This is a genomic window from Rhodococcus sp. PSi06 (genome assembly GCF_054960675.1).
Genome location: NZ_JBHNYO010000001.1, coordinates 25,749 through 47,548, shown reverse-complemented (window position 1 = coordinate 47,548; position 21,800 = coordinate 25,749). Strand labels below are relative to the sequence as shown.

General features: G+C 64.1%; 26 protein-coding genes. 16 read left to right on the top strand and 10 right to left on the bottom strand.

The window, feature by feature from the left end:
• Positions 1-2 precede the first annotated feature (2 nt).
• On the top strand, positions 3-449 hold the full coding sequence (locus tag ACFI9K_RS00255; protein ID WP_462661669.1) for a VOC family protein: 447 nt from the start codon (positions 3-5) through the stop codon (positions 447-449).
• 18 nt (positions 450-467) lie between these two features.
• Here the strand turns inward: ACFI9K_RS00255 and ACFI9K_RS00250 are convergent, their stop codons facing one another.
• The 4 genes from ACFI9K_RS00250 to ACFI9K_RS00235 all read right to left on the bottom strand — a co-directional run bounded on the left by ACFI9K_RS00250 (position 468) and on the right by ACFI9K_RS00235 (position 4,911).
• Positions 468-1,976 carry a protein adenylyltransferase SelO gene (locus ACFI9K_RS00250; RefSeq protein WP_462661668.1) on the bottom strand — a complete coding sequence of 503 codons (1,509 nt, stop codon included), beginning with the start codon at positions 1,974-1,976 and terminating at the stop codon, positions 468-470.
• 39 nt (positions 1,977-2,015) lie between these two features.
• Positions 2,016-2,804: an ABC transporter ATP-binding protein gene (locus ACFI9K_RS00245; RefSeq protein WP_462661667.1), complete on the bottom strand. Its 789-nt coding sequence runs from the start codon at positions 2,802-2,804 to the stop codon at positions 2,016-2,018.
• Positions 2,801-3,799, bottom strand: coding sequence for a FecCD family ABC transporter permease (locus ACFI9K_RS00240; protein WP_462661666.1), 999 nt, complete (start codon positions 3,797-3,799; stop codon positions 2,801-2,803). Before ACFI9K_RS00240 ends, ACFI9K_RS00245 begins: the two co-directional genes overlap by 4 nt.
• A 65-nt stretch (positions 3,800-3,864) precedes the next feature.
• On the bottom strand, positions 3,865-4,911 hold the full coding sequence (locus ACFI9K_RS00235; protein WP_462661665.1) for an ABC transporter substrate-binding protein: 1,047 nt from the start codon (positions 4,909-4,911) through the stop codon (positions 3,865-3,867).
• 166 nt (positions 4,912-5,077) lie between these two features.
• Between ACFI9K_RS00235 and ACFI9K_RS00230 the strand changes: the two genes are divergently transcribed.
• Together ACFI9K_RS00230 and ACFI9K_RS00225 are read left to right on the top strand one after the other, a co-directional pair.
• Positions 5,078-5,497 carry a nitroreductase/quinone reductase family protein gene (locus tag ACFI9K_RS00230; RefSeq protein WP_462661664.1) on the top strand — a complete coding sequence of 140 codons (420 nt, stop codon included), beginning with the start codon at positions 5,078-5,080 and terminating at the stop codon, positions 5,495-5,497.
• 29 nt (positions 5,498-5,526) lie between these two features.
• Positions 5,527-6,168 (top strand): CatB-related O-acetyltransferase, encoded by a 642-nt coding sequence (locus ACFI9K_RS00225; protein WP_462661663.1) that lies wholly within the window; start codon positions 5,527-5,529, stop codon positions 6,166-6,168.
• Between the two features lie 3 nt (positions 6,169-6,171).
• Here the strand turns inward: ACFI9K_RS00225 and ACFI9K_RS00220 are convergent, their stop codons facing one another.
• A complete protein-coding gene (locus ACFI9K_RS00220) occupies positions 6,172-6,789 on the bottom strand; it encodes an NAD(P)H-dependent oxidoreductase (RefSeq protein WP_462661662.1) in 618 nt (205 codons plus the stop codon).
• Between the two features lie 78 nt (positions 6,790-6,867).
• Between ACFI9K_RS00220 and ACFI9K_RS00215 the strand changes: the two genes are divergently transcribed.
• Both ACFI9K_RS00215 and ACFI9K_RS00210 read left to right on the top strand, forming a co-directional pair.
• Positions 6,868-7,440 (top strand): TetR/AcrR family transcriptional regulator, encoded by a 573-nt coding sequence (locus ACFI9K_RS00215; protein ID WP_462661661.1) that lies wholly within the window; start codon positions 6,868-6,870, stop codon positions 7,438-7,440.
• A 123-nt stretch (positions 7,441-7,563) separates the two neighbouring features.
• Complete coding sequence (locus ACFI9K_RS00210) at positions 7,564-7,770, top strand: hypothetical protein (protein WP_283274680.1); 207 nt, start codon at positions 7,564-7,566, stop codon at positions 7,768-7,770.
• Positions 7,771-7,835: 65 nt separating this feature from the next.
• Here ACFI9K_RS00210 and ACFI9K_RS00205 read toward each other — a convergent pair whose 3' ends face one another.
• On the bottom strand, positions 7,836-8,090 hold the full coding sequence (locus tag ACFI9K_RS00205) for a hypothetical protein (RefSeq protein ID WP_462661660.1): 255 nt from the start codon (positions 8,088-8,090) through the stop codon (positions 7,836-7,838).
• Between the two features lie 195 nt (positions 8,091-8,285).
• Here ACFI9K_RS00205 and ACFI9K_RS00200 point away from each other — a divergent pair, with 195 nt between their 5' ends.
• On the top strand, positions 8,286-8,813 hold the full coding sequence (locus tag ACFI9K_RS00200; RefSeq protein WP_462661659.1) for a hypothetical protein: 528 nt from the start codon (positions 8,286-8,288) through the stop codon (positions 8,811-8,813).
• Positions 8,814-8,992: 179 nt separating this feature from the next.
• Complete coding sequence (locus ACFI9K_RS00195) at positions 8,993-10,450, top strand: PepSY-associated TM helix domain-containing protein (protein ID WP_462661658.1); 1,458 nt, start codon at positions 8,993-8,995, stop codon at positions 10,448-10,450.
• Positions 10,451-10,611: 161 nt separating this feature from the next.
• On the opposite strand, the gene ACFI9K_RS00190 is transcribed toward ACFI9K_RS00195, so the two are convergent.
• A complete protein-coding gene (locus tag ACFI9K_RS00190; protein ID WP_462661657.1) occupies positions 10,612-11,184 on the bottom strand; it encodes a zeta toxin family protein in 573 nt (190 codons plus the stop codon).
• Positions 11,181-11,558, bottom strand: a complete 378-nt coding sequence (locus ACFI9K_RS00185) for a TA system antitoxin ParD family protein (protein WP_462661656.1) — start codon at positions 11,556-11,558, stop codon at positions 11,181-11,183. The genes ACFI9K_RS00190 and ACFI9K_RS00185 overlap by 4 nt, the downstream gene beginning before the upstream one ends.
• A gap of 62 nt (positions 11,559-11,620) precedes the next feature.
• Here ACFI9K_RS00185 and ACFI9K_RS00180 point away from each other — a divergent pair, with 62 nt between their 5' ends.
• Positions 11,621-12,478, top strand: a complete 858-nt coding sequence (locus tag ACFI9K_RS00180) for a DNA-formamidopyrimidine glycosylase family protein (protein ID WP_462661655.1) — start codon at positions 11,621-11,623, stop codon at positions 12,476-12,478.
• A 117-nt stretch (positions 12,479-12,595) separates the two neighbouring features.
• Here ACFI9K_RS00180 and ACFI9K_RS00175 read toward each other — a convergent pair whose 3' ends face one another.
• Together ACFI9K_RS00175 and ACFI9K_RS00170 are read right to left on the bottom strand one after the other, a co-directional pair.
• Positions 12,596-13,315 carry a GAF and ANTAR domain-containing protein gene (locus ACFI9K_RS00175; RefSeq protein ID WP_462661654.1) on the bottom strand — a complete coding sequence of 240 codons (720 nt, stop codon included), beginning with the start codon at positions 13,313-13,315 and terminating at the stop codon, positions 12,596-12,598.
• A 173-nt stretch (positions 13,316-13,488) separates the two neighbouring features.
• Positions 13,489-13,659: a CsbD family protein gene (locus ACFI9K_RS00170; protein WP_008718579.1), complete on the bottom strand. Its 171-nt coding sequence runs from the start codon at positions 13,657-13,659 to the stop codon at positions 13,489-13,491.
• 143 nt (positions 13,660-13,802) lie between these two features.
• On the opposite strand from ACFI9K_RS00170, the gene ACFI9K_RS00165 reads away from it, so the two are divergent.
• The 8 genes from ACFI9K_RS00165 to ACFI9K_RS00130 all read left to right on the top strand — a co-directional run bounded on the left by ACFI9K_RS00165 (position 13,803) and on the right by ACFI9K_RS00130 (position 21,781).
• Complete coding sequence (locus ACFI9K_RS00165) at positions 13,803-14,774, top strand: YihY/virulence factor BrkB family protein (protein WP_462662095.1); 972 nt, start codon at positions 13,803-13,805, stop codon at positions 14,772-14,774.
• A 131-nt stretch (positions 14,775-14,905) separates the two neighbouring features.
• Positions 14,906-15,508: a TetR/AcrR family transcriptional regulator gene (locus tag ACFI9K_RS00160; RefSeq protein WP_462661653.1), complete on the top strand. Its 603-nt coding sequence runs from the start codon at positions 14,906-14,908 to the stop codon at positions 15,506-15,508.
• Positions 15,505-17,088 (top strand): carboxylesterase/lipase family protein, encoded by a 1,584-nt coding sequence (locus tag ACFI9K_RS00155; RefSeq protein WP_462661652.1) that lies wholly within the window; start codon positions 15,505-15,507, stop codon positions 17,086-17,088. Before ACFI9K_RS00160 ends, ACFI9K_RS00155 begins: the two co-directional genes overlap by 4 nt.
• 334 nt (positions 17,089-17,422) lie before the next feature.
• Positions 17,423-18,421 carry a substrate-binding domain-containing protein gene (locus ACFI9K_RS00150; RefSeq protein ID WP_222092089.1) on the top strand — a complete coding sequence of 333 codons (999 nt, stop codon included), beginning with the start codon at positions 17,423-17,425 and terminating at the stop codon, positions 18,419-18,421.
• Between the two features lie 34 nt (positions 18,422-18,455).
• Positions 18,456-19,445, top strand: a complete 990-nt coding sequence (locus ACFI9K_RS00145; protein WP_462661651.1) for an ABC transporter permease — start codon at positions 18,456-18,458, stop codon at positions 19,443-19,445.
• Positions 19,442-20,224, top strand: a complete 783-nt coding sequence (locus ACFI9K_RS00140; protein WP_462661650.1) for an ATP-binding cassette domain-containing protein — start codon at positions 19,442-19,444, stop codon at positions 20,222-20,224. The genes ACFI9K_RS00145 and ACFI9K_RS00140 overlap by 4 nt, the downstream gene beginning before the upstream one ends.
• The gene (locus ACFI9K_RS00135) at positions 20,205-21,134 is read left to right on the top strand and encodes a PfkB family carbohydrate kinase (protein ID WP_462661649.1); all 930 of its coding nucleotides are present in this window, start codon (positions 20,205-20,207) and stop codon (positions 21,132-21,134) included. The genes ACFI9K_RS00140 and ACFI9K_RS00135 overlap by 20 nt, the downstream gene beginning before the upstream one ends.
• Positions 21,131-21,781: a nucleoside/nucleotide kinase family protein gene (locus tag ACFI9K_RS00130; RefSeq protein WP_462661648.1), complete on the top strand. Its 651-nt coding sequence runs from the start codon at positions 21,131-21,133 to the stop codon at positions 21,779-21,781. The genes ACFI9K_RS00135 and ACFI9K_RS00130 overlap by 4 nt, the downstream gene beginning before the upstream one ends.
• The last annotated feature ends 19 nt before the right edge of the window (positions 21,782-21,800 follow it).

The following is a 21,800-nucleotide window of genomic DNA, read 5'->3' as shown; positions in this document are numbered from 1 at the left end:
CCATGTCGTTCAGAATCCTTCGCTCCGACCACGTCGGCTTCGCCGTCGGTTCCCTCGATGACGCCCTTCGGTTCTGGATCGATGGTCTCGGCGCGGTCCTCGAACGCACCGGTGAGATGGGTGGAGAGTTTCTGGGAGAGGTCACCGGAGCGCACGGGGCTGCAGTCCGGATGGCGGTGGTATTCGTTGCGGGTCAGACGATCGAACTGCTGGAATATCGCAATGTCCAGGGAGAGCAGGGATACTCTCGACCCCACGATCCTGGTTTCGCGCATCTTGCCTTCGAGGTCGACAACATCGACGCGGTCCTGACGCGCATCGCGGACTTCGGGTGGACAGCGCAGGGAACTCCCCAACCTATTGCCGGCGGGGCAAAGGTGGGCACCCGCGTGATGTACGCGTTGGGTCCACACGGAGAGACGATCGAATTCATGGAGCCGCCGCAGTGACGACCGATAACGCAGAAGTCAGGTCCCGCAAAAGGTTTGGAATCCGGCGCTGAAGTTCTCGGGCGCAGGTGAAGCGTAATTCGTCCGGTCCTCGCGTGAATCGAACGGTGCTGTGACGACCTCGAGCAGACGCTCGAAGGGTTCGAGGTCGCCGTCGGTCGCGGAACGGAGGGCGGCGTCGACGAGGTGATTGCGGGGAATGTAGATCGGGTTGACGCAATCCATGTCGTCGGCAATCGATGAAAGGTCCCGCCCTCGCGAGGACACCGCAGCGCGCCAACGCCCGAGCCAGTCCGCGGAGGCGTCGGGCGTAATGAGGGCGTCGAGGGGCGACGTGTGTCCGCGTAGGTGATCGGCGAGAGCGCGAAAGGTCAGGGTCCAGTCGGCGCGGTGATCGGTGAGCAGAAGGTGCAGATCGCTCACCAGTGTCTCGTCCCCTGCGTCCTCGTCCAGACCCAGTTTGCCGGCCATGACTGCCTCGTAGTGTCCCCGATAGCGATCTCCGAACGTCTCGAGCACTGCGGTGAGCGCTGTGATGGCGGTGTCGGGCGTCGAGTGCACCAGCGGCAGAAGCGTTTCGCCGAATCGGGCCAGATTCCACCCGAGTACCGCGGGTTGATTGCCGTAGGCATAGCGTCCGCCGTGATCGATGGAGCTGAAGACCGTTGCAGGGTTGTAGGCGTCGAGAAAGGCGCACGGACCGTAATCGATGGTTTCGCCGGAGATCGTCGTGTTGTCGGTGTTCATGACACCGTGCGCGAATCCGATCGACATCCACCGTGCAACAAGGGATGCCTGGGCCTCGACGACGGCCTCGAAGAAGGCGAGGTAGCGCTCCTCGTCCGGAAGATCGACGAAGGCAGGGTAGTGGCGGGCGATAGCGTAGTCCGCGAGGGGTTGGATGAGCCCCTCGCGCCGCGCTGCGAACTCGAAGGTGCCCACTCGCAGATGACTCGACGCCACCCTGGCGAGCACCGCGCCGGGTTGCGGACCACCTTCTCGAACGACCCGTTCCCCGGTGGTCACGACCGCGAGTGAGCGTGTGGTGGGAACACCCAGGGCATGCATCGCTTCGCTGATCAGGTACTCGCGCAGCATGGCTCCCACCACCGCACGCCCGTCACCGCCGCGCGAGAACGGCGTAGCGCCGGACCCTTTGAGATGCAGATCGACCCGATGGCCCCGATCGTCGAGCAGCTCGCCGAGCAACAGGGCCCGACCGTCACCCAACAGTGGTACGAAGTTGCCGAATTGATGACCCGCATACGCCATCGCCACGGTGCCGATCTCGTTCGGGGGTACGGACCCGGAGAGCACACCGGCACCGTCGACTCTGCGTAGCGCCGCCGAGTCGAGTGCGAGTGACCGAGCCAGGTTTTCGTTCAGGACCAGTACCCGAGGGTCCGGTGCGTGGGCACCCTGCCACGGCACGGTGACTCCGGGGACCTCGTCGACGAAGGTGGACTCGAACCCGAATGCGGGCAGGTTCGTGCTCGCGACTGCCGGGTCTTTCGTGGATCCGCTCATGATTCGAGGGTAGCCACCGGTGGCCGTGCCCAATCCTGCTCAGGCGACGACCGCATCGGCCTGCCGGGTAGCCGCGTCGAATCGAATGTGGACTCGTCCGTCGTCACCGTCGACCGACACCCGGGCCCGTACCTCGTAGACGTCCTCGATGAGCTCCTCGGTCAGTACCTCGGCCGGAGTACCGCCCGCGACGACCGTGCCGGCCTTGAGCACCAGTACTTCGTCGCAGAACATCGCTGCCAAGTTCAGGTCGTGCAGCGCAACGATGCTGGTGATGGGCAGACGGGCGACGAGGGCCAGCAGCTCGAGCTGGTGATGGATGTCGAGGTGGTTGGTGGGCTCGTCCAACAGCATTTCGCGAGGCTGCTGGGCGAGAGCACGGGCGATGTGCGTCCGTTGCTGCTCGCCGCCGGACAGCGTGCGCCACAGACGATTCGACTTGTCCGTCAGCCCGGTCTGTGCCAGGGCGTCGTCCACCGCGTCTTCGTCGTCGTCGGTGCCGCCGAAGGCTCCGCGGTGCGGAATGCGGCCGAGTCGAACCACGTCACGAACTGTCACATCGATGTCCGTGTGGGCGTGCTGACCGACCACCGCGACGGCGCGGGCGATGTGTTTGCGTTTGAGCGAACCGAGCTCGGCACCGTCGAGTTCGACGACGCCGGCAGTGGGTGTCGCGGCCCCGGCCATCAGATGCAGCAGCGAGGACTTCCCGGAACCGTTGGGGCCCAACAGTCCCACCATGCGGCCGGGCGCTGGGTGCAGGGTCACCCCGTCGACCACCAGAGCACCGCCGCGCTTCCACGACACGTTCGACGCATGCAGTGTCATCGAATTCCTCTCTTGCGAGCCATGATCGCGATGAATGCCGGTACCCCGACGAGTGCCGTACCGACACCGACCGGAAGTGGAGTGGGGGCAAACGCGACTCGGGAGATGGCGTCGACCCACACCATGAAGACGGCACCGATGATCGCGGTGGCCGGTACGAGTCGACTGTGGTTGGGTCCCACCAGCAGTCGAGCGGCGTGCGGCAGGATGAGCCCGACGAAACCGATGGCCCCGGCCACGCTGACCAACGTCGCGGTGATCAGGGCGGTGCCCACGAGCAGGGCCAGACGCACTCTCTTGACATCGAAGCCGAGAGAGGACGCGACGGAGTTGCCGAACGCGAACGCGTCCAATACGTAGGCGTAATAGCAGCACACCACTGCGCCGATGCCGGCCACGGTCATACAGAGCACGACGTCGTTCCACCGGACACCCTCGAACGATCCGAGCAGCCAGAACATCACGCCACGGGTTTCGTCGGAGTCCGCGAACGCGAAGATCACGAAAGAGGTCAGGGCCGAGAACAATTGAGTGGTCGCCACTCCGGCGAGGATGACGCGGTCGTTTCCGCTGCCGGACATCCGCGCGAGGAACAGCACCAGTGCGAAGGCGACGAGTGCGCCGATGAACGCGCCGCCGGACAGGCCGAGTGCAGCACCTCCGACACCCAGGACACCGACCACGACGGCACCCGTCGATGCGCCGGACGAGACTCCGAGCACGAAGGGGTCTGCCAACGGATTGCGCAGTAGCGATTGCATGATGACGCCGCAGATGCCGAGTCCGACGCCACTCGCCGCAGCGACGAGTGCTCGAGGAAGCCGCTCTTCCCAGATGATCGCGTTCTTCGAAACCTTCACCGGCACATCGGTGACGCCGAGATGGTTCAGCACCACGTCTCGAACGTTGACCAGCGAGATGTTCGCCGGCCCCAAGGTGATGGCGACGAGAACCGACACCACGCACAGTGCGATTCCGGCGACCGCTGCCAGCACCCACCGCCACAGATGACGGGAGGACGGCGAGCGATCGACGGCAGGGCGTCGGACCGCGGTGGTGGTCAGGACGACAGCCCGAGATCGCTGAGGCCGGCCAGCATCTTCTCGACACCGTCGACCAGTCGGATGGAGGGGTTCATCTCGGCCCCGTGAAGGGAGATGTATCGCTTGTCGCGGACCGCCGCCATGGTGCTGGTGACGGGGTCGGACTCGAGGAACGCGATCTTGTCGGCGAGGAGGTCGCCGGGAAAACGGTTTCGAGCCAGATCTCCGAGGACGAGCACTGTGGGGTCTTTGTCCACCACGGTCTCCCACCCGACGGCGGACCAGTCGTCGTCGATCTCCGGAAATGCGTTCGGCATTCCGACCAGATCGGCCAGTAGGCCGGGCGCACCACGTTCGCCTGCGAAGTAGGGACTCTTGGTGTCTGCGAACCAGAAAGCTACGGAGACATCGGATTTCGCAGTCGTGGCGGTGGCGTGGGCCATGCGGTTCTTCAGTTCTTCGACGAATTCGGCACCGCGCTCGTTCACATCGAAGATGGCCGCCAGCTCGGTGATCTCCTGGTACAACGAATCCATTGTCAGGGTCTTCGTGCGAGTGTTGCCACCGTTCACGCTGCGACCGGCGTCGCAATCGGTGGGTGACAGATAGGTCGCAGCACCGGTTTCGGTGAAACGTGACCGCTCGGCAACGCCGCCCTGCTCGTAATGCCGTCCGAACGATGCGGTCACGAAGTCGGGCTCGGTGTCCAGCACAACTTCGTAGGTGGGTGCGTTGTCGGCAAGTCGTGGAACGGAGGAGTTGGCCTCGGCGAGGTTCTCCCGGACCGGATCCGTCCACGACGCGGTTCCCACCATTCGATCCTGCACACCGAGCGAGAGCAGAATTTCGGTGGCGTCCTGATCCAACGACACCGTTCGCTGCGGAGCCGACTCGAACGTCACCGACTCGCCGCAGTTCTCGATCGTCAGTGGGTAGGACGTCCCACCTGCGGTGGCATTCGTCACGGCGTCGGGAACCTCCTCGGAGGCACCGCAGGCGACGAGCGATCCGGCCAGAGCGATCGCAGCGGTAAGAGTTGTCGCACGGCGACGAACGTTGAGCACTCGAGGGTGTCCTTCTGCTTCAGACAGTATTGAGCCGCCGGGGTGTTCCCGACAGCGCAACGTACGTGGGTACGTGTGAGCACAGGCTAACCTTTCAGGTCGTGTCGACGGAAATCGCGTGATGCGATCGGTTCCGAAACGACGTGCTGCGCGTCATACTTTTGCTATGGCCGACTTCAACGAGATGATCATCGACGAGTTCCGTAGCAACGGTGGGCACGTGTCGACGGCGGGCTTCGGTGATGCGCTCGTCGTACTGCATTCCATCGGTGCCAAGAGCGGTGAGATCCGGTTGAACCCGCTCATGGCAATCCCCGAGGACGACAGTTGGCTGATCGTCGGGTCCGCGGCCGGGTCACCGAAACATCCTGCGTGGGTGCACAACCTGCGCGCGCACCCCGCCATCGACGTCGAGATCCCCGGAGACGGTGCCGTCCGGACCATCGCGGTGACCGTGTCGGAAATCCCCGACAACGAGTGGGATGCGAACTGGCAGAAATTCCTGGACGCGTCCGAGGGCTTCGCCAAGTACGTCGAGACCGCCGAGGGCCGACGGTTTCCGATCTTTCGGCTCACTCCTGCCTGAGTGGTCGACGCCCTCGCTAGGGTCGGAGCATGACCGCTCCAGATGCATCGAACCTGCATCCCATTCCCGGGCAGCCGCGGGTGGTGCTGTTGAAGCCGCTGGTGTCCAGCCCGCTCATCGACATCGGTGAGTACACGTACTACGACGATCCGGAATTCGCGGATCGGTTCGCAACTCGAAACGTATTGCATCACTACGGACCCGATCGGCTGGTGATCGGGAAGTTCTGTGCGTTGGCCACCGGTGTCACGTTCATCATGAACGGGGCGAACCACCGCATGAGCGGTGTGTCGACGTATCCCTTTCCCATCATGGGTGGTGCCTGGGCAGCGCACTCGGACCTGGTGTCCGATCTGCCGTCGCGGGGAGACACCGTGGTGGGCCACGACGTCTGGATCGGCGGCAACGTCACCGTGATGCCGGGGGTGCGGATCGGCAACGGTGCGGTGATCTCCACCGAAAGTGTTGTCACCAAGGATGTTCCGGACTACGCCGTCGTCGGTGGGAATCCCGCCCGTGTGCTCCGAGAACGATTCACTGCGGACGAGATTCGGACGTTGCTGGACATTGCCTGGTGGAACTGGCCCATCGACTCGATCACCGAACACGTCCGCACGATCGCCGATGGGTCGGTGGCGGATCTTGCTGCGGTGGCCGCGCGGCTTACCTGAGTGCTACACCGCCGCAGATGTGTTCGTGTCGGCCAGTACATGCGCGGCCACGGCAGTGCCGATCTCTGCGATCTCGTCGAGGAGGTCTTCGCGATCCCGGGTATCGGATCCGTGCAGAAATGTCGTCGATCCGACTGTTGCCCCGCAGTATTCGACTATGCCGCGTTCGATCTGTGTCCGGAACGCCTCGTGTACGCCGTGACGGGCGAAGCTCTCGGAGTCCTCGGCTGCAACCACCACCAGGTGAACTGTGAGTCGGTCCAGTTTCTTGACGATGCCGACTCCCGGGTTGTAATCGAACGCCCATCCGCCGACGAAGACGCGATCGATCCAGCCCTTCAGCAGGGCCGGCATCGACCACCAGTACATCGGGAACGCGAGAACCAGATGGTCTGCGCGGTCGATTCGCTCCTGTTCGGCGATGACGTCCCCCGGCGGGGTGCCGTTGCCGCGGAACAGATTCAGATCGACAGTGGAAAAGCGTGGATCGAAATTCTCGAGAGCGAGATCGGCTGTCTCGACCGTGCCGCCAGCGGTGCGAATCGCGTCGGACACGGATCCGGCGACGTGGTGGGTGAGTGAATCCGGATCGGAGTGGGACACTACGACGAGTGCGTTCATGGCTGATCCTTCGTTCGAGGCGAGTAGCTATGTACCAAGAGTAGGTTACTATTCGTATATAGCGCAAGGAGGTCCCCGATGGCTCGCACGAGGTTGTCCCGATCGGACAGGTACGACCAATTGGTCGAGGTCTCCTGGGCGCTCGTGCGATCGGAAGGGGCCGACGCGTTGACGCTGGGACGGCTCGCCGAACATGCCGGCGTCGCAAAACCAGTGGTGTACAGCCACTTCGGCTCGCGGGCCGAACTCCTGGCCGCGTTGTTCACCGAATTCGACGATCGGCAGACGGCAATGCTGGAGGAGAGCCTCGATGCGGCGCCTGCGTCCCTGATCGGACGGGCGCGGGCCATCGCGAACTCGTACATCGGTTGTGCTCTGGCGCAGGGGCGCGAGCTGACGGGTGTGCTTGCGGCACTGGAGGGTTCGCCGGAGCTCGAACAGGTAAAGCGGGCATCCGAGCGGGCGTACTCCGAGCGATGTCGAACTATCCTCGAGCCGTTCGCCGCGGACGGTGTTTCGTCGCCGTCACTCACCGCCGTCTTCGGCGCAGCGGACGCACTCTCGCACGCGGCAGTGTCCGGTGCGCTCCTTCCGGAGGAGGCAACCGGGGAGTTGACGAAACTGATCGTCGCCGTGGTCGGTAAGTCATGACCTGCTCTTTTGCCATGTGCGAGTAAAGGATTCGTCTTCCGCAGCGCCGGTTGCAGTCGTTCTCGTACCATCGGTGGCGGTGCCCGCACCGGGTGCTGATCGGACAACACGGGAGGTAGCTCCATGGCTGGAATCGCCGACAAGCTCGACAAGGCATACGAGGACAAGCCGCTCACCGAACTGGTCGACGCCCCCGTCGATGCGCTGCAGGGAGTGAGCCCGGCGCACGCCGAGCACCTGAAGGCGGCGTTCAACATCAAGACCATCGGCGATCTGGGCCGTAACAAGTACTTCCTATGGGCTCAGGCGATCACGAAGCTCGCCGAGTAGACAACCGCCTGAACTGCCGTCGGCCGGCTCGGGGTGTAGAAGCCCGAGCCGGTCTGGCCGGCACGCTAGCTGTAGGTGTGCGCCTTCGACCCGGGAAATCGAGTGAACAGTGCGTCGAGCTGCCGATGTAGTTCGTACAGGGCCTGCCTGAGTGCGCACGCTTGTTCGCTGTGCCACATCTCGCTGCGAGAATCTCCGACTCTGGACGCGATGCGCGCCGACTCCTCGGGCTCCTCGACCCGCGATGATGCAAGTGCGATTTCTGCTGCCAGCATCTCGGCAAACACCCGGGCCTCGGCCTCGTCCGAGTTCTCTTCCACGTGCGTCCCTTCGTGAGCTCGCGCTGACGTAGTCCAACATTAGAATACCGAGGATCAGGATAGACGCCCCGGAACATACCGATGGACCGGTTGTGCGAGACCGATGACGAGTGGCCAACCGGCCGGCAGCGATCGGTCTCGGTGGGCGCAACACTCGATCTTGGGCGCGGTGCACCCGATAGTAGGATCCCTGTCATGTCAGCCATGGATGGATTCGCGCCTGTGCGCGGTGCATCCGTCGGCACCCTCTCTGCCCTGGTCACAGCCACTGCGCACACGTTCGGCGGAGGGATGTTCCCGTCCGACGCCGCAGTGGTGCTGCTGGTGCTCGTGTGCGCGGCAGTCGGATATGCGGCGACGGCGGTACCTACTGCGGTGGCACCGCGGTCGCAGCTCCTGGTCGTGCTGGCCACGGCTCAAGCAATCGGACACCTACTGCTCACCGCCGTCGACGGCCACCATCACGGTTCGATGCTCACCCAGCAGATGCTCGTCGCGCACGCGGTCGCCGTCGTGGTCGGCGCACTCGCCATTCGCGGAGCCGAGCACGGAATCCGGCGAGCCGTCTCCTCACTCCGGAGAGCACTGCCGCTCCTGACGGCGCTCGTCGTCGACGACAACCGCATCGCTCCGCCGCTCCCGGTCTACCGGATCCCGGGATCGACGCTACTGCTCGACCTCTCCGGCCGTGGGAACCGCGGACCGCCGGCTCGTACTGCCTGAACACAACCCGAACGCATCACCCGCCCTGCTCGTCAGGCGTCGGGCACCGGGTTGTTTCCGCATTTGAATCCTGTACCTCGCACTGTCGTCGATTCGCGCCGTCTGCGCACGGCTCGATCCGTCGTGCGATGCCCTCTCGCGCCTATCCGCGCCCACCTGCTTTCACGAAACGAGTCCTCGTGTCCACACCGGAATTGGAACGCGTCGCCGATCCTTCCCCGCCCACCCGTCCCACCGGCCCCCGCAGTTGGCGTCCGCTGATCCTGCGGCTGCACTTCTACGCGGGCATCCTCATTGCACCCTTCATCCTGATCGCCACCATCAGCGGCGGGCTGTACGCCGTCGCGCCGACCATCGAACAGTTGATGTATCGGGACTACCTCCACGTCGACGCCACCGGCCCGGCCGTTCCGGTGGAAGATCAGATCCGAGCGGCGCAGGCGGTACAACCCGATCTCGCCGTCGTCGCAGTGCGCCCCGCCACCGACGCCGGCGATACCACCCGAGTGATGTTCACCGACCCCGGCCTCGGTGAATCCACGCGGCTGGCTGTCTTCGTCGACCCTACGACCGCAGCGACTGTGGGTGAACTCCCCGTCTACGGCTCGTCCAGCGCATTGCCGGTGCGCACCTGGATTTCCGAACTGCATCGCCATCTCCACCTGGGTGAGCCCGGCCGGCTCTACAGCGAGCTCGCTGCCTCCTGGCTGTGGGTGATCGCGCTCGGCGGTCTCTACCTGTGGTTCGAGCGCTATCGGCGCAATCGAGGCCGAGCGACACTGCTCACCTTCGATCGGAAGTCGAAGGGCCGCAACCGGTCCCTGAACTGGCATGGCGTAGCCGGTATTTGGATTGCCGTCGGTCTGATCTTCCTCTCCGCCACCGGACTCACATGGTCCACCTACGCCGGCAAGAACGTCACCGAGCTGCGTTCGGCATTGAGCTGGACCACACCCGCCGTCAGCACGACCATCGGTTCCTCCAGCGCGGCGACGATGGGGGATCACTCCGGTCACGGCGGTCACTCGATGGACATGCGGGCCGATGAGTCGACGACCGACAACAACGTCGGTCACATCGATTCGGTTCTCGACATCGCGAAAGTAAACGGCATCGACGGAGCGGTGGAAGCATCGATCCCGGCGTCGGCCGACACGGCGTTCGTCGTCGCGGAGACCCGTCAACCCTGGGTGATGTCGAACAATTCGATCGCGATCGACGGCAGCACCGGCACGGTGATCGACACTCAGTACTTCGCCGACTGGCCACTGGCGGCCAAACTGTCGGCCTGGGGTATTCAACTGCACATGGGGACGCTGTTCGGCGTGGCCAATCAGCTTGCGCTGCTGGCACTTGCGATCGCATTGGCATCGGTGATCGTCCGCGGCTACATGATGTGGTGGAAGCGCCGCCCCACTACGGCAACCGGCCTCACCTCGGGCCGGCCGCCCGTGCGCGGCGGTATGCGACGCGTCTCACCGACGTCGGTCGCCGTACTGGCGGTTGTCGCCGTCGGGGTCGGCTGGTTCGTCCCGCTCCTCGGGCTGAGCCTGGTGGCGTTCCTCGCCGTCGACGTCGTCCTCGGCTCGATCCATCGATCCCGGACCAGAGCCGCCCCAGAAAGCGAACTCATATGAATCTCACCCGTCGCACCTCGACACTGTTGGCGGGTGACCGGACCTGAGTGTTCACGATCGTCCCCGGCCGGCGGAATCGAAGCAGCTGGGGTTCGATCGTGAACAACCAGGTGCGCTACACCTGCACCAGAGCGTTGTCGAAGCTGGACAGCGCCGTAGGGTCACGGTCTGTCGACAAGCTCCTTCGGAGCCCATGCCGGCCAGTGCGTGTCGCCTACCACGTCGCCATCGACGTAGCGGGCGACGATCGTCGTGACATCGGACCGAGAATTGTCGTACACGGTCGACTGATCCGCCAGATCGATCGCCTGCGACACCAGGGACCACAATCTCGTGTGTCGCTCGCGGATCTTGTCCTCGGGTACGTGGTGGCCGCCCTCCTCCACCCGCACAGCAACTCGTGCGATCGACAACTCGACAGGCACCGTGATCACGTGCAGCACGACGACGTAGCCGGCTTGCTTCGCCACAGCCACGAAGTCGAGCTTCGAAGGATGTGAGAACACGGTCTCGGCAATGAACGACTCACCGAGCTTCACGAGCGAATCACGAATGCGTGCGGCCGTTCGGGCGGCTTCGTAGGAATGACTTTCCGGGGCGTCCGGCCAGTTCTGCTTGGCGATGACATCGGCGTTGACGAAAGTGCTCATCGGCAGAAGAGGAAACAACCTCTGCTCGACGAACGTGGTCTTGCCCGCGCCATTCGGCCCGACGACCAGATCGAGACGCCTCACAACACGATCTTGGTACCGTCGGGCAGGCTCTTCACGACCCGTCCGAGTTCATCGAGAAATACCGTCGTCCGTCCCTGCGCGGTGCGCTCGGCGAGGTGGTGGCCACCACCCAAAGATTCTTCCAGTGCCGTTGCTGTCTCGGCGTTGAACACGACCCCTTCTTCCGGCGACAGGTCGGAAAGGGGAGTTCGACCGGCGAGCGCGGCTTCGACCCGTCGGCGAGCGATTCCTCGCTGACTCGACACTTCACGGCCGATTCGGGCCCAGTGTTCCAGTTGTTGTCTTGCCGAGCGGTTTTCGCGTTCACCCTCGGCAGCCGCGTCGTCCACGAGGTCCGATGCAAATCGTGTTACTCGGTCGGCAACATTGGTCATGGCTACTCCCTTTCGGCAACAGCCTCAAGTGTAGCAATCTGCTACAGCTCAGGAGAAGCGTAATGGTCACACCTCGGGCAGATGGACGGTTACGGCTCTTTCGGCCGGGATACACGGTGTCCATGCCCGAAGGCGACACCGTGTTCGTTCTGGCCGCGAGGCTGCGTCGAGCCCTGGACGGCGCACGGTTGCGCGCCGGCAGATTGAACGTGCCGGCACATGCGGTGGAAAACTTGGCCGGGCGAGTTGTCGTCGCGCATCGAACCCATGGCAAGCATCTGTTCACCGATTTCGACGACGGCACGACGTTGCACACACATCTCCGCATGAGCGGTTCGTGGACTGTGGTGCGGGCAGGCCGGTCGATTCCGCAGCGGGTGCGTCCGGACGTGCGCGTGCAGTTGTCCGTGGTCGACGGTCCCACCGCATACGGGATTCTGTTGCCGGTGGTGGAGTACGGATGGACCGGGGATATCGACGCATCGGTCGCCCATCTCGGCCCGGACCCACTGAATCCGAATTTCGACGCAGGCGTGGCCGCAGCCAATGTGGTTGCGCAGAACGATCGCCCGATCATCGCCGCGCTGCTGGATCAGAGGGTGATGGCCGGACCGGGCAATCTGTGGGCGAACGAACTTTGTTTCCTACGGGGTCTGTGGCCGTGGACCCGGTCCAGTGACGTGGATGCGGAGAAACTGGTTGCTCTGCTGCAGCGAGCGATGCGTCATTCGGCAACGGTGCCGGGCGCGATGCAGGTCACCACTGGCGACACTCGACGGGGTCGATCGCACTGGGTTGCCGGACGGGCGGGCAAACCGTGTCTGCGGTGCGGAACAGGCGTCCGGGTGATCGCAGAGGTACCGGGCGACCCCGATCGGCGTCGAACGTGGTGGTGCCCCAGGTGTCAGCCGGAGCCGTAGCGACGGGCGGTCGATCGCTGTTGGCTCAACGACATAACCGCCCGCGGATACCGCGAATTGCGCAGCGGTACCGCCGACAGCCTTCCTCGCGAGCGGGTGATCGAAACCCCTCGGGCGTCAGAAGGTCGAATTGGTGGGGTGGTCGGTCTCGATCAGGTCGTTGGCCACTTTGTGCAGGGGAAGATTCTGTTGCTGCGACAGCTTGGCGAGCAACTCGAACGCCTGCACTGCGTCGAGGTCGTAGCGTTCCATGATCATCCCTTTGGCCTGGCCGATGATGTCTCGACTGGCCAAGCCGGTGCGGAACTGTTCGTTGTCGCGGGCGCTGAGCATGGCGATCGCAGCATGGGCGGCGAGTGCCTCGCCGATCTCGACCGCGTCGGCGTCGAAAGCCCCCGGTTGGTTGCTGTAGAACACCAGCGCGCCGAGGTCGTCGGCGTTGCTGTAGAGCTGAAATGCGGCCAGTGACATGAAACCTTCGCCGACGGCGAGCGCGGCGAACTCGGGCCACCGCGGTTCGGCGGTGAGGTCGTCGGACACGACGACATCGAGATGCCATACCTCGGTGGGAATCGGGCCCTGGTCGAGTTCGTACTGAAGCCGACACAGCTTTTCGGCGAGGGGGTCGGTGGATGCCACCACCGATCGCTCACCCTTGCTCAGTGTGGTCACGCATCCGATCGTGGCCCCGGGGATGAGCGTGATGGCAGTACGCAGGATCTCGCTCATCGTCTCGGGCATCGAACGACGGGTATCGCGAAGCGACCGAGCGAACTCGGCGAGCGTGGATGCACGAGACGAATTGCCAGGGTGCAGATCGGTCGATGGGTGCGACATTCACGTGGTCCTCTCGCATGGGACCCCAGCCGCCCGTCGCCGGCGGAATCCACGATCATGCGCCTTCTGCTGGACGCTTACCGGCTGTCCGGCCGGTTCTGAGCATTTTATACGCGTGTGGAGCAGTAAGGGCCGCCGATCGTCGGATCGGCGGCCCTCTGCTGGGAAACGACTTACTTGAAGGTGTCCTTGATGTTCTCGCCGACCTTCTTCACGCCTGCCGAACCCTGATCCTTCTTGCCCTCGGCCTCGAGGTCCTTGTTGTCGGTGGCGTCGCCCACAACTTCCTTGGCCTTGCCGATGGCGTCTTCTGCTGCGTTCTTGGCCTTGTCGATGAAGCTCATGTGAGTCCCTTTCTTCGTTCTGGGTTGGTACTGGAGAGTTAGTCGAGAGCCGTCGCCCGAAGCGCACGTATCGACGAAGAGATCTAGGTCACATCTACCGTCGACGTTTCCGCCGTCCCGGCTGTGGATACATTCGACCGATGATGGTCGCCAAGGTGGACAGTTTTCAGCGCAAACACCCGTCGGCGGGTTTCCCGCTGGCGGTGCTGTACAAATTTCTCGACGACCGAGGCGGGTATCTCGCTGCTCTGATCGCGTACTACTCGTTCCTTTCGCTGTTTCCGTTGTTGCTGCTGTTCACCACGGTGTTGGGGATCGTGCTGGCCGGCGACCCGGATCTGCAGACCCGGATCATCGATTCGGCGATGAGCCAAATACCCGTCATCGGGGACCAACTCGCTCAGCCGGATCGCCTCAGTGGCGGAACGACGGCCATCGTCATCGGTGTCGTGGGGTCGCTTTACGGCGGACTGGGAGTCTCGTTGGCCGCCCAGTACGCGATGAACACCGCATGGTCGGTGCCCCGGAACGAGCAACCGGATCCGATCAAGGGACGCCTGCGTGGGCTGTTGCTGCTGAGCACCGTAGGCACCGCGATCATCGGGCTGACAGTCCTGAACGGAGTCGCATCCTCCGGTGTGTTCGGGTTCGCGGGCGGTGCGCTGGCGCTGGTCGGTGCAGTGATCGTCAACGTCGTGGTCTTCACTGCAGCATTTCGCATCGGGACAGCACGTGCGCTGAGTATCCGCGAGGTGTTGCCCGGTGCAGCGATCGCCGCCGTGATCTGGCAGGCGCTGCAGTCGTTCGGCGGAATCTACATCCGCTACGTCGTCGGAAATGCCAGCGCCGCCAACGGAATCTTCGCGATCGTGCTCGGTTTGCTCGGCTTCCTGTACGTCGCATCGGTGCTGATAGTGCTGTGCATCGAAATCAATGCCGTGCGCGTCGATCACCTGCATCCCCGGGCGCTGCTCACTCCGTTCACCGACAACGTCGAACTCACCGAAGGGGACAAGAACTCCTACACCGGTCAGGCAGAAGCGCAGCGCAACAAAGGGTTTCAGGACATCACGGTCACCTATGACGAGCCGGATTCGGTGGCGGGCGACAAGTGAGCCGAGCGTCCACAATTCGTGCGCTCGAGCGGGATCCCGTAGCCGGCGGCGAATGGTGGACAGTCAGCTCGCCTCGAGCTCATTTCTGACACCACTGGGAAAAATCTCCCACCAGTGTTAGATTTGCAGACATGCCCTCCGCCAAGGCCGATCGCTCGGAACCGACGTACATCCAGAACGCCCGCCGAGCGCAGTTGATCGAATGTGCCATCGACGTCATCGCCGAGACGGGGGTCGAGAAGGCGTCGTTCGTGCGCATCGCCCAGCACGCAGGCATCAGCCGCGGAGTCATCTCCTACCACTTCGGCTCCCGCGAAGAACTTCTCGACGGTGTCGTTCAGCGCGTCTATGCACTCGGCGAGCAGGAAGTGGGCCCCGACGTTCAGGCGGCCCACTCGAGTCGAGAAGCGTTGTTGGCCTTCATCGGTGGCAGCGTCACGTTCTACGCTGCGTATCCGCGCCACATGAAGGCCCTCTCGGCCATTTTCGCCGCCACCCCCGCGCGGGCCGAACGATCCGAGCACGGAGCCGAAATGCTCGAAGTGCACACAGTGCTCGAGGCGGGCCAGCGGAGCGGACAGTTCCGATCCTTCGACACCCGAATCATGGCATTGACGATCCGAGCCGCTCTCGACGCAGCCGTGTGGCGAGTCGGGGCGGGCGACGATACTGCGACGCTCGCCGACGAGTTGCGCCGAACATTCGATGCTGCAACACGTTCGGAGGATCGATGAAGAAGCTCGCGATCACCGCCGTCGTATTCGGTCTGATACTCACCGGATGCTCATCGAACGCGGTCGAATCCGATACCGTGCCTGTCGATGTCGCCACGACCACGGCCACGGTGCACGGACTGACCACCGATACCGCCCGGCAGTTTCTCGGAATCAGATATGCCGAGCCACCCGTCGGCGATCGGAGATGGGCACCGACGCAATCGCTTCCGACGTCCGACGCCGATGTCGACGCCACCGCACCCGGCTCGCAGTGCCCGCAGGCTTCCGGTCTGCCGGGTGTTACCACGTCCTCGGACGAGGATTGTTTGTTCCTGAATGTCACCACTCCGCTGAAGCAGTCGGATGATCCACTTCCCGTGATGGTGTGGTGGCACGGCGGCGGCTTCACTACCGGTTCGGGTTCGGCCTACGACGCCCAGCGCATGGCGAGCGAGGGCAACGTGATCGTCGTGACCGTCAACTACCGACTCGGAATGTTGGGCTATTTCGGGCTCCCAGGACTGACGGGATCGGGTAACTTCGGACTGGCCGATCAGATCGAATCGTTGCGATGGGTGAACGACAACGCCGCTGCGTTCGGCGGTGATCCGAGCAATATCACCGTGTTCGGGCAGTCGGCGGGCGGCATGTCCACGTGCGCTCTGCTGACGTCCCCCGTTGCGGAAGGTCTGGTGGACAAGGCCGCAATCATGTCGGGATCGTGCGCCTTGGATTTCCCAGCGGACGCAGTCTTCCCGGGCGTTCCGCCGCAGCGACCGCTCGTCCCGCTCGCAGTCAACGAGTCGGTCGGGTCGGACGTTGCGCAGCAACTGGGGTGCGCAGGCGCGGATGCGGTGGCGTGCCTGCGTGCGCTACCGGTCGATGCACTCGTGGGTAAGGGGGAGAACTTCGGCTTCGACGTGGCCTTCGGTACCGATTTGCTGCCCGAGGATCCGCGAACAGCCGTCGAAAACGGTGCTGCACTGCCGATTCCGGTCATCTCTGGTGGTACGCAGGCCGAGCAGAGATCGTTCGTCGGTGGTGCAGTACTGGCCGACCCGACCTCGATCACTGCCGACACCTACCCGAGATTGATGGCCGACGCCTTCGGGTCCGACGCCGCCCGCGTCGCCGAACTTTATCCGCTGCAGAATTATCCATCCGCGGCGCTCGCGTGGGCAGCGGCCACCACCGACGCTGGATGGTCCTGTCCCACATACCGAAACGGCCGTGAGTTGGCGAAGAATGCGCCGGTGTTCTCCTACGAATTTGCCGATATCGGCACGGTCGACGTCAACGGTGTCGGATCTTCCGGGGTCACGCAGGACGCCGCGCACGCAACCTATATGCCGTACCTGTTCGATCTCGGCGGCGAAAATCTACTGAAGACGCCGGCGCAACAGGATCTGGCGCGGAAGATGATCGAATACTTCACCTCGTTCGCCCACACGGGAACACCCGCTGCTGACGGTGCGCCGCAGTGGCCGCGAACGACCGACACCGACACCCCGGTGCTGCAGTTCGTTTCCGACAACATCTCGGTGATCGACGCCGATGCCGAGCATCACTGCGACTTCTGGAACGCACTCGCGCGATGAGGATGAGGTGAACCGGGGCCGGTCGACTCCGCGAACGCGCGCGCATTCGCCAGGTGCGAGCGGATTCGCCAGGCGATCGGTCACCGTCTCGCGCGCGGATGGCAAACGCGCGCGCGTTTGCGAGAACTGAGCCCTGCGACACCTCGGCCCGGCGACGACTGAGACCCGGGGCACCGTCGAACCAGCGTGACCCCCGTCACGAATCGGCCAAACCGTCGCCCGAAAAAGACCTCGAGTATGTTTCGGCGAAAGCGCATGCGCAAGCGCTTGTATGCGCTTTATGCTCCTGCAATCGAGCGACGCGACCGCGTGGCTAGGGGACAAGGGAGTCCACATGTTCAATCACCGTCGGAAGTCTGCGCTGACGATCGGGACGGCGCTCATGGCCGGTTCGCTCGTCTTCGGTCTGACTGCGTGCAGCAGCTCGGACTCGGACAGCGTCAAGGTCGGGCTCATCACCAAGACGGATTCCAATCCTTACTTCGTCAAGCTGCGCGAGGCAGCACAGGCGAAGGCAGATTCCAGTGGTGCCGAGTTGGTCGCTTTGGCCGGTGCGTTCGACGGTGACAACGAGGGACAGGTTGCAGCCATCGAGAACCTGGTGGGACAGGGTGTCAAAGGCATTCTGATCACCCCGAACTCCTCGACCGGCGTGCTGGACGCGATCAAGAAGGCGCGCGATGCAGGCGTCGTCGTCATCGCCCTCGATACCGCCACCGACCCCGAGGATGCGGTGGACGCCACCTTCGCGACCGACAACAAGGCAGCAGGCGTGAGCCAGGGCGAATGGGTCAAGGGCACGTTGGGAACCACTGCACCCCAGGTCATCATGCTCGACGGCACCGCGGGCGGCACCGTCGACACGTTCCGTCACGACGGGTTCCTCGAAGGAATGGGCCTGACCGACAGCTCGTCGGAGATCGTCGGCCAGGAGAACACCAACGGCGACCAGACCAAGGCCCAGACGGCCATGGAGAACCTGCTGCAGCGCGCTCCGGGCGTCAATGCGCTCTACACGATCAACGAGCCCGCCGCGGCGGGTGCCTACCAGGCGATCCAGTCTGCCGGGCGCGCCGATCAGATCACCATCGGTTCCATCGACGGCAGCTGCACCGGCATCGCGAACGTCAAGTCCGGCATCATCGGCGCAACGGTGTTGCAGTTCCCGGCGAAGATGGCCGAGCAGGGCGTCGACGCGGTCGTGAAGTTCGCCCAGGACGGCACCAAGCCCAGTGGATTCAACGACACCGGCTCGCAGCTCGTCACCGACAAGCCGGTGGCCGGCATCGAATCCCAGGACACCGCGTGGGGCGAAGCGAATTGCTGGGGCTGACAGCGAAGTACCGGCGAACACAGGGAATTGATTCGTGAGTACCGATACTGCTGCGCCTCCCAAGGCACCGAGCCGGTTCAACGTGGGGACCGTCCTGCGTGAACCGCTGCTCGGGCCGCTGGCCGCGCTCGTCATTGCCATCATCGTGTTCAGCTCGATCTCGAGCTCGTTCCTCAACCCGCAGAACGTCTCGCTGATTCTGCAGCAGTCCGTGGTCGTCGGCATTCTCGCCGTCGGCCAGACCTTGATCATCCTGACGTCCGGAATCGATCTGTCGATCGGCGCAGTGGCCGTGATGGGCACCATCGTGATGGCGCAGACCGCAGGTGCCAACGGCCCCATCGTGGCGCTGGGATCAACGCTTGCAGTCTGTGTCGCGTTCGGCGCGATCAACGGCGGGTTGGTGACCGTACTCAGACTGCCGCCGTTCATCGTCACGCTCGGCACGTTCACGGCAATCCAAGCGGCCACCAGGTTGTTGGCCGGATCCGAGACGTACCAGGTGCCCAGCGGGCCGCTGACTTTCCTCGGCACCTCGTTCAAGATCGGCAGCTTCTCCACCACCTACGGCGTCGTGGTGATGCTCCTGGTGTACGCCGTGATGTGGTACGCCCTGTCCCAAACATCATGGGGTAGACACATTTACGCGGTCGGCGGGAGTCCGCAGGCCTCGGATCGCTCCGGCATCAAGTCCGGTCGCGTGCTGTTCTCGGTCTACATCGTCACCGGCGTCATCGCCGCGATCGCCGCGTGGGCGGCGCTCGGCCGCATCCCCAATGCGGACCCGAACGCCTACCAGAATGCCAACCTCGAAACCATCACCGCGGTCGTGATCGGCGGAACCAGCCTGTTCGGTGGCCGTGGCACCGTCATCGGGACTCTGATCGGAACTCTGATCGTCGGGGTGCTGCGCAACGGGCTCACCCAGGCCGGCGTCGACAGCCTCTACCAGAACGTCGCGACCGGCATTCTCGTCATCGTCGCGGTGGCCGTCGATCAATTTGCACGCAGGAGGTCACAGTGAATGCCCCCCTCGCTCTGGAAGCCCGTGGTCTGGTCAAGACCTACGGCAGCGTGACGGCCATCAACGGAGCCGATTTCGAGTTGCGCCCCGGTGAGGTCCTGGCGGTGATCGGCGACAACGGTGCCGGGAAGTCCAGTCTCATCAAGGCTTTGGCCGGGGCGGTCATTCCGGACTCGGGCGAGATCCTGATGAACGGGTCGCCGGTGTCGTTCAAGAACACTCGTGACGCACGAGCGGCCGGCATCGAGACGGTCTATCAGGACCTGGCCGTCATTCCCGCGCTCGACATCGCGTCGAACGTCTACCTCGGCCGCGAGATCAAACGCAAAGGCATCAGCGGCAGCCTCTTTCGACGACTGGACATGCCGAGGATGCGGGAGGAGTCGTCGAAGCATCTGCAGGATCTGAAGATCGGCATCAAGTCGGTCAACCAGGCGGTCGAGACTCTCTCCGGTGGTCAACGTCAGGGCGTGGCCGTCGCGCGGGCGGCAGCGTTCGGGCGTGGAGTGATCATCATGGACGAGCCGACCGCGGCCCTGGGCGTGCGGGAATCGGGCATGGTGATCGACCTGATCCGAACCATTCGCGACCGCGGGATACCGGTGGTGCTCATCAGCCACGACATGCCGCACGTGTTCGAGGTTGCCGATCGTATTCACATCCACCGCCTCGGTAAGCGAGCGGGTGTGGTCGATCCGAAGAATCGCACCATGTCCGAGGTGGTTGCGCTGATGACCGGCGCGGAGGAGCCGACCGACGATGAACGCGCGGGCCGTTGAAACAACACCTCCGGTAGGGGTTTTCGTCGGTCTGGCGACACTCGATGTCATCCATCGAGTGTCGTCGGCCCCGGCCCCCAACGAGAAGATCACCTCGAGTGCGCAGTTCGTCGCGGCGGGCGGGCCTGCCGCCAACGCAGCGGTCACCTTCGCCGCGCTCGGCGGCACGGCTGTGCTCGTCACGGCCCTGGGCGACGACCCGGTCGCCGGTCTGGTCAAGGCCGATCTCGAGGCATACGGAGTCCGAGTGCTCGACGCGGCCTCGGGCTTCAGGTCGGTACCCGTCTCGGCAGTGACGGTGATCGAATCGACCGGCGACCGGTCGGTCGTCTCGGCGGACGCCGTGCACTCCGAAGTTCCACCGCCACAGGATCTCGCGGCCGTTGTGGCCGATGCCGATGTCGTCCTCGTCGACGGGCATCACCCCCTGATCGCCTGCGCCGCCGCGGAACATGCGGCGGCGCGGGTTACCACCTTGGTCGTCGACGCCGGACGATGGAAGCCGGTGATGAGCGAGCTGATCCCGAACGCCACGGACATGGTGTGCTCGGCGGACTTTCGCGTCCCGGACGCCTCGGACTCGGCTGCCACCGCAGCTGCGCTCGTACGGTCCGGCGTGCATACCGTCGTCACCACCCACGGTAGCGAACCCGTCGAATGGTGGTCCCATGGTTCGTCGGGTTCGGTCGATGTGGAGCCGGTGACGGCGGTCGATACAGTGGGTGCCGGAGATGCGTTTCACGGTGCGTATGCCTACTACTCGACGCAGCCCGGCTCGCTGATCGATCGAATCCACAGTTCGGCTCGCGTTGCGGCGCTGCGCTGCTCGGTGGTCGGGCCCCGAGCGTGGCTACAGCAACTCTCCGCTGACACACTCGACTACCCACGGACTCGGAAGCGACAACGGTGAGCACTGATCAGGACGTACAGAGAGCGACTCTCGACGAGCTCGTGGAGCTGGCCGGGACATTCGCCGTCGCCGGAGAGCGGCGCATCCTCGGCCTGACGGGCGCGCCCGGTGCCGGAAAATCCACTGTGGCGCAGCAACTCGTCGATGCCCTGGGGCCGGAACTCGCGGTGCTGGTACCGATGGACGGCTTCCACCTGGCCAACGAGGTGCTGATCGAACTGGGCCGGCTCGATCGCAAGGGTGCCCACGACACGTTCGACGACGGTGGCTACGCGCGACTGATCGCGGCGATTCACGCGCAACGGCCCGGTGATCCCATCGTGTACGCACCGAGGTTCAGGCGCGAGATCGAGGAGTCCATCGGCTCGGCCATCCCGGTTCCCTCGACTGTTCCGCTGGTGATCACCGAGGGAAACTATCTGCTGATGGAATCCGACGCGTGGCCTGCGGCTCGGTCCATGATCGACGAGGTCTGGTTCTTGGCTCCGCATACGGGGGTTCGGCACGAACGCCTGGTAGCTCGACACGAGGCCTACGGAAAGTCGCACGAGGACGCGGAGTTCTGGGCGCTGGGCTCGGACGAGCGCAATGCGGAATTGATCGGTTCGACCGCAGGGAGTGCCGATCGAATCCTGCGTCTGACGTGACGATTCCGCAGAGTCGCCG

What these genes read in the sequence shown, in the direction of transcription:
- ACFI9K_RS00255 (WP_462661669.1), top strand. Translation starts at nt 3, where the DNA reads ATGTCGTTCAGAATCCTTCGCTCCGACCACGTCGGCTTCGCCGTCGGT.
- ACFI9K_RS00250 (WP_462661668.1), bottom strand. Translation starts at nt 1,976, where the DNA reads ATGAGCGGATCCACGAAAGACCCGGCAGTCGCGAGCACGAACCTGCCC.
- ACFI9K_RS00245 (WP_462661667.1), bottom strand. Translation starts at nt 2,804, where the DNA reads ATGACACTGCATGCGTCGAACGTGTCGTGGAAGCGCGGCGGTGCTCTG.
- ACFI9K_RS00230 (WP_462661664.1), top strand. Translation starts at nt 5,078, where the DNA reads ATGGCCGACTTCAACGAGATGATCATCGACGAGTTCCGTAGCAACGGT.
- ACFI9K_RS00225 (WP_462661663.1), top strand. Translation starts at nt 5,527, where the DNA reads ATGACCGCTCCAGATGCATCGAACCTGCATCCCATTCCCGGGCAGCCG.
- ACFI9K_RS00220 (WP_462661662.1), bottom strand. Translation starts at nt 6,789, where the DNA reads ATGAACGCACTCGTCGTAGTGTCCCACTCCGATCCGGATTCACTCACC.
- ACFI9K_RS00215 (WP_462661661.1), top strand. Translation starts at nt 6,868, where the DNA reads ATGGCTCGCACGAGGTTGTCCCGATCGGACAGGTACGACCAATTGGTC.
- ACFI9K_RS00210 (WP_283274680.1), top strand. Translation starts at nt 7,564, where the DNA reads ATGGCTGGAATCGCCGACAAGCTCGACAAGGCATACGAGGACAAGCCG.
- ACFI9K_RS00200 (WP_462661659.1), top strand. Translation starts at nt 8,286, where the DNA reads ATGTCAGCCATGGATGGATTCGCGCCTGTGCGCGGTGCATCCGTCGGC.
- ACFI9K_RS00185 (WP_462661656.1), bottom strand. Translation starts at nt 11,558, where the DNA reads ATGACCAATGTTGCCGACCGAGTAACACGATTTGCATCGGACCTCGTG.
- ACFI9K_RS00180 (WP_462661655.1), top strand. Translation starts at nt 11,621, where the DNA reads ATGGTCACACCTCGGGCAGATGGACGGTTACGGCTCTTTCGGCCGGGA.
- ACFI9K_RS00175 (WP_462661654.1), bottom strand. Translation starts at nt 13,315, where the DNA reads ATGTCGCACCCATCGACCGATCTGCACCCTGGCAATTCGTCTCGTGCA.
- ACFI9K_RS00170 (WP_008718579.1), bottom strand. Translation starts at nt 13,659, where the DNA reads ATGAGCTTCATCGACAAGGCCAAGAACGCAGCAGAAGACGCCATCGGC.
- ACFI9K_RS00165 (WP_462662095.1), top strand. Translation starts at nt 13,803, where the DNA reads ATGGTCGCCAAGGTGGACAGTTTTCAGCGCAAACACCCGTCGGCGGGT.
- ACFI9K_RS00160 (WP_462661653.1), top strand. Translation starts at nt 14,906, where the DNA reads ATGCCCTCCGCCAAGGCCGATCGCTCGGAACCGACGTACATCCAGAAC.
- ACFI9K_RS00155 (WP_462661652.1), top strand. Translation starts at nt 15,505, where the DNA reads ATGAAGAAGCTCGCGATCACCGCCGTCGTATTCGGTCTGATACTCACC.
- ACFI9K_RS00150 (WP_222092089.1), top strand. Translation starts at nt 17,423, where the DNA reads ATGTTCAATCACCGTCGGAAGTCTGCGCTGACGATCGGGACGGCGCTC.
- ACFI9K_RS00135 (WP_462661649.1), top strand. Translation starts at nt 20,205, where the DNA reads ATGAACGCGCGGGCCGTTGAAACAACACCTCCGGTAGGGGTTTTCGTC.